Here is a 1,514-nt window from a genome sequence, read left to right as displayed (position 1 = left end):
TCAACCGCTGAAACCGTGACGGGCAACCTGACCGCCAACACTTCGGGCGGTTCGGGCGCACTGACCTTCGTGCTTTTGAGCAATACAGCGGGCGCCTATGGCCAAATTCAACTGAATGCCAACGGCCAATACACCTACACCCTGACCTCGGCGCCAAAAACCACACCGGGTGCTGATAACGGCGCCAATGTGATTGATGGCCAAGAAAGTTTCACCTACCAGGCCACTGACGCGCTGGGCAACACCACCACTGGCACGATCAAAATCAGCATCGTCGACGATGTGCCGCAGGCCACCAACGACACCGGCACCCTGATCGAAGGCGGCACCTCGACCCTTAACGTACTGGCCAACGATGTGTTGGGCGCAGACGGCGGGGCGGCAGGCGGCGCAGTAGTGGCGATTAAAGCCGGTAGCAACGCGGCGGTGACCGTGACCAGTGGCGGCAGCACCGTCATCAACGGCACTTACGGCACCCTGACCATCTCGGCAGATGGCACGGCGGTGTACAAAGGCACACCAAACCTGGTGACCACGCCGACCGCCACTGACACCTTTACCTACACCATCCGCGATGGCGACGGCGATCAAAGCACTGCAACAGTAACCTTCACCCTGACTGACAGCGGTTTGAAAGTCGTCAGTGATGCGCAAGCCACGGTGTTCGAAAACGCGCTGGATCTGGTCAAGGATGGCGCCGATTTGGCGCAAGGCACGGTGACTGGCAGTACGCCAGCGTCAACCGCTGAAACCGTGACGGGCAACCTGACCGCCAATACCTCGGGCGGTTCGGGCGCACTGACCTTCGTGCTTTTGAGCAATACAGCGGGCGCCTATGGCCAAATCCAACTGAATGCCAACGGCCAATACACCTACACCCTGACATCGGCGCCAAAAACCACACCGGGTGCCGATAACGGCGCCAATGTGATTGATGGCCAAGAAAGTTTCACTTACCAAGCCACCGACGCGCTGGGCAACACCACCACCGGCACGATCAAAATCAGCATCGTCGACGATGTGCCGCAGGCCACCAACGACACTGGCACGCTGATTGAAGGCGGCACCTCGACCCTCAACGTACTGACCAACGACACCCTCGGCGCAGACGGCGGCGCGGCAGGCGGCGCAGTGGTCGCCATTAAAGCGGGCAGCAACGCCGTAGTCACCGTCACCAGTGGCGGCAGCACCGTGATCAACGGCACTTACGGCACCCTGACCATCTCGGCAGATGGCACGGCGGTGTACAAAGGCACACCGAATCTGGTGACCACGCCGACCGCCACCGACACCTTTACCTACACCATCCGCGATGGCGACGGCGATCAAAGCACCGCCACGGTGACCTTCACCCTGACCGACAGCGGCCTGAAAGTCGTCAGTGATGCGCAAGCCACGGTGTTCGAAAACGCGCTGGATTTGGTCAAGGATGGCGCCGATCTGGCGCAAGGCACCGTGACTGGCAGCACCCCGGCATCAACCGCTGAAACCGTGACGGGCAACCTGACCGCCAA

General features: G+C 60.8%; 1 protein-coding gene. It reads left to right on the top strand.

Annotated features, from left to right (window positions below):
- Positions 1-1,514, top strand: a 1,514-nt coding sequence (locus AP059_RS00050) for a beta strand repeat-containing protein (RefSeq protein ID WP_218186538.1), incomplete at both ends; no start/stop codon positions are given.

The sequence above is a fragment of the Pseudomonas sp. TAA207 genome (assembly GCF_001529285.1).
In the GTDB taxonomy this organism is placed as follows: domain Bacteria; phylum Pseudomonadota; class Gammaproteobacteria; order Pseudomonadales; family Pseudomonadaceae; genus Aquipseudomonas; species Aquipseudomonas weihenstephanensis.
This window is presented reverse-complemented; position numbering and strand designations above follow the sequence as displayed.